We start from the raw sequence: 4,190 nt of genomic DNA on the forward strand, positions 1-4,190 counted from the left end.
GCGTGGTGGTCCCGCGCGTGGTGGTCCCGGGGCCGGGCTTGGGGCGGCGGGGGTGAGTTCGGGCTAGCGGCAGACCGCGAACGCGTCGAGGGCGACGGCTCCCTGCCCCCGTGGCAGCACCATGAGCGGGTTGATGTCCAACTCCGCGAGGTCGTCCCCGAGTTCCAGCGCCATGCGCTGCACCCGCAGCACGACTTCGACGAGCGCGTCGATGTCCGCGGGCGGCGCACCCCGCACTCCGTCCAGCAGGGCGCGCCCGCGCAGCTCGGACAGCATCGCCTTCGCCTGGTCCTCGCCGAAGGGCGGCACCCGCACGGCCGCGTCCCGCAGGACCTCCACGAGTACGCCGCCGAGCCCGACCGTCACCGTCGGTCCGAACAGCGGGTCGTGCGTGACGCCGACGACCATCTCGACGCCCCGCTCGACCATCTGGCAGACCAGGATGCCGTCCAGCGTGACGCCCTCGTAGCGGGCGATGTCCGTGAGCTCCCGATAGGCGTCCCGCACCTGGCTCGCCGAAGTCAGCCCGATCTTCACCAGGCCCAGTTCGGTCTTGTGCGCGAGCTGCGCCCCCGAGGCCTTCATGACGACCGGGTAGCCGACGAGCCCGGCAGCCCGGACGGCCGCCGCCGCGCTGGTCACCAACTGCTCCCGCGGCACCCGGATCCCGTACGCGCGCAGCAGCTGCTTCGCCGCGTGCTCGCTGAGCTGCTGGCCGGGCCGCATCAGGGCCTGCGCCTTGCGGAAGGAGGGCGAAGGGGTCCGCGGCGCCTCGTCGAAGGGGGAGCGGTAGCCGGTCGTGAAGCGGTGGTGGTCCAGATAGGCGCGCACCGCCGTGATGCAGTTGGCGAAGGTGCGGAAGGTCGCGACGCGCGAGGAGCCGAGGAGCGTCTCGCGGTAGGCGTCCTCGGTGCCGACCGGCGAGCCCCACACCACGCACACCAGCTTGTCCGTCTGCTCCGCCGCGTCCACCAGGTCCTGCGCGAGCTTGTCGCTCATCGGCGGGAAGGGGCCGGTGATCGGACAGATCAGCACCCCCACCTCGGGGTCGTCCAGGATCGCGTCGATGATCTTGCGGCCGCGCCAGTCGCCGACGGGGTGCCCGCCGTTGTCGACGGGGTTGGCGACGTTCAGGTACTCGGGTATCCACTGGTGCAGCTCCGTCTGCTTGGCGTCGGAGAGCGTGGGCAGCCGGAGACCGGCCTCGGTCGCCAGGTCCGAGAAGTGCGCGCCCGTGCCGCCCGAGATCGAATAGACGGCGACGCCGTCGGCCCGCGGCGGCCGGGCCCGCGCCAACAGTGCTGAGGTGTCCTGGAGTTCGTCGAGACCGTCGACGCGGATCACGCCGAACTGCCGCATCGCGGCGTCCACCACCGTGTCGGCCCCGGTCAGCTTGCCGGTGTGTGAGGCGGCCATGCGGGCGCCCGTCTCGGTGCGGCCGACCTTCACGGCGACGACGGGCACCCCGCGGCGGGCCGCCCGGTCGGCGGCGAGCAGGAAGGCGCGGCCGTCCTTGAGGCCCTCGACGTAGCAGGCGATGGCGCCGACCTCGGGCCGTTCGGCGAAGTAGGAGATGAAGTCGGAGGTCTCCAGGTCGGCCTCGTTGCCGGTGGGCGCCCAGTGGGAGAGGCGTACGCCCAGTTCCTGCATGGTGAAGACGGGGCGGCCCTGGTGGCCGGACTGGGTGATCAGCGCGACGGCGGGTCCTTCGAGGTCCTCGCGGAACTTCTCGAAGGCGTTGAGGTTGGTGTTCGGCCCGAGCAGCCTGAGGCCGGAGCGCTGGACGGCGGCCGCGAGCCGTTCCTGGGCGGCCGCGCCCTCCTCGCCGGTCTCGGCGAACCCGGAGGCGAAGGCGACGGCGAACCGCACCTTCTCCTCGGCGAGCTGCTCGATGACGGGCAGCGGGTCGCCGACGAGGAGCACGGCCAGATCGACCTGTTCGGGCAGGTCGGCGACGGAGGGGAAGCAGGGGATGCCGAAGACGGACCGACGGGTGGGGTGCACGGGGTGCAGACGCGCGCCGACGCGTTCGGCCCAGGCGATGAGTTGGCGGGTGATGCCGGTGTTGGGGCGCCCCTCGGCGTCCGACGCGCCGACGACGGCGACGGAGGCGGGGCGGAAGAAGCGGTCGAGATCGGGTACGCCGGCGTACAGCGGTCGGCCGCTGACGTCCAGGTCGTCCGCCGTGGCGGCCCTGCCGTGGACGGCGTTGGGAGGGAGTTCGCCGCAGGCCACAACATGGGCGCGGCGGGGGTCGGTGGTGAAGGTGCCGTGAGTCGATCCAAGCATCGGTCCGCCCGCTCCTGTGTGACAGCACTTAACTGACGCATAGTCAGATTACTGAACTGACGCTGTGTCAGGAATGGGGCTGCACGCAAAGCCTGGCGCCGAGGGCGGTGCGGGGGTGGCGCTTCGGGGGCGGGGTGACCTTGTTCCGCCCCTGGTCGTCAACGGAACCGCAGAATCCGATCGTTGCCAAGGTCGCGAATCGGCCGATGGGAGGGGTGAGGGCGGAGGTTCGGATGCGGCTGCGGGGGTGTTGTGGCCGGGCGCGCAGTTCCCCGCGCCCCTTTCGGGGCGCCCCGGAAGGGCGCCCCGAGGCCCTTCGGTGGCACCCGGCAGCTCCCGGACTGGCCGCCAGTGTGTGTCAAAAGGGCCCCGTCCGGGCGCGTCGGTACGCGGCCGACGGGAGGGACGGGAAAATCAGCGGGCTATCGCCTTCGCGATCTTCTCGGCGTCCCTGGCCAGTTCGCGGAGCATGCCGCTGATCGGGTTGGTGAAGCCGGTGAAGTACAGGCCGGGGGCCTGTTTCGGCGCTCTGGGACCGTGGCAGGTCGGGCGGCCGCGGGCGTCGAGGACGTCGAGGTCGCCGACGAGTCCTTCGAGGGCGCGCCGGTAGCCGGTCGCCGCGATGACGACGTCCGGGCCGATCCTCGTGCCGTCGGCGAGGGCGACCTTTCCGTCCTCGAACGATTCGACGGCCGAGACCGGTTCGACCCGCCCCTTGCGCACGGCGTCGATCAGGCCGACGTCCTGCACCGGGATCGCGCCCTGCCTGACGCGTGTGTACAGGCCGGTGTCGGGGCGCGGCAGCCCCTGCGCCGCGAGGTCGGGGACGCCGACCCTCGCGATCGGCCTCGCGAGCCGGTCCACCAGGGCGACGGGCAGCCTCCGGCACAGGATGCCGGTGCGCTGGGCGGGCCACCCGGCCGTGGAGCGGCGCACGATGTGCGGGACGGTGCGGACGGCGAGGCGGACCCGGGCGGCGCCGCCCTCGACGAGGTCGACGGCGATCTCGGCGCCGGTGTTGCCGACGCCGACGACCAGGACGTCCTTGCCGGTGTAGGGGCCGGGGTTGCGGTAGTCCGCGGCGTGCAGGAGTTCACCGGTGTAGGTGTCGCGGCCGGGCCAGTCCGGGAGGTGGGGCGTGTGGTTGTAGCCGGTGGCGATCACCACCGCGCTGCCGGTGAGCTCGCGCCCGCCGGTGGCGCGCAGCAGCCAGCCGGTGCCGTCGCCGGTGCGTTCCAGGCCGGTCACCTCGACCCCGGTGACGACGTCGAGCTGGTGGTGCTCGGCGTACTTCTCCAGGTAGCGGACCACGTTGTCGCGCGACACCCAGCGGCCGAACGACCGGGGGATGGGCAGCCCCGGCAGGGCGGAGAGGCGACGGGTCGTGTGCAGGTGGAGGCGGTCGTAGTGACCGCGCCAGGAGGTGCCGACGTGGTCGGACTTCTCCAGGACGACCGCGCGGACACCGCGTGCGCGCAGGGCCGCCGCGGTGGCGAGACCGCCGGGGCCGCCGCCGATGACGTACACGGGGCGGTCCTGCACGAGCGTAAGCGGAGGGGTCGGGTCGACAGCCATGACTGGAGAGTAATCGCGCGATTACTTGATGGGTGACGGTCAAGTCCGAAAGCGATTGCGAATTGATCACGGGCGTACGGGATGTACGGGGCGTACGGCTCTTGCGCATCCGGTGTCCCATGAGTTGAACTGACGTACCGTCAGAAGTGTGTCACCGCCGGAAACGTGTGATCCCCGGACCGAGGAGGAGAGGCCGCGGAGCGGGTCCCTCGGGTCCGTACGTCGCGGGCGGGGCCTTCGTTGCGTGGAGGGAGCCGGTGACGGGAGGGCGGGCGGCGGACGGGGTGCCGGACGGCTTTGGCCGGTTCTCTTTCCCCGGCTTCTTC

Annotated in this window: 2 protein-coding genes; both read right to left on the reverse strand. The window is 72.1% G+C overall.

All coding sequences use genetic code 11. The annotated features are described in order from the left end of the window. Window positions 1–63: 63 nt before the first annotated feature. A complete protein-coding gene (locus tag AOK03_RS22305; protein ID WP_055567093.1) occupies window positions 64–2,289 on the reverse strand; it encodes an acetate--CoA ligase family protein in 2,226 nt (741 codons plus the stop codon). A gap of 414 nt (window positions 2,290–2,703) precedes the next feature. After that, window positions 2,704–3,864 (reverse strand): flavin-containing monooxygenase, encoded by a 1,161-nt coding sequence (locus AOK03_RS22310; protein ID WP_055567094.1) that lies wholly within the window; start codon window positions 3,862–3,864, stop codon window positions 2,704–2,706. Window positions 3,865–4,190 lie beyond the last annotated feature (326 nt).

It is taken from the genome of Streptomyces atriruber (assembly GCF_001418325.1).
GTDB classification, from domain to species: Bacteria; Actinomycetota; Actinomycetes; order Streptomycetales; family Streptomycetaceae; genus Streptomyces; species Streptomyces atriruber.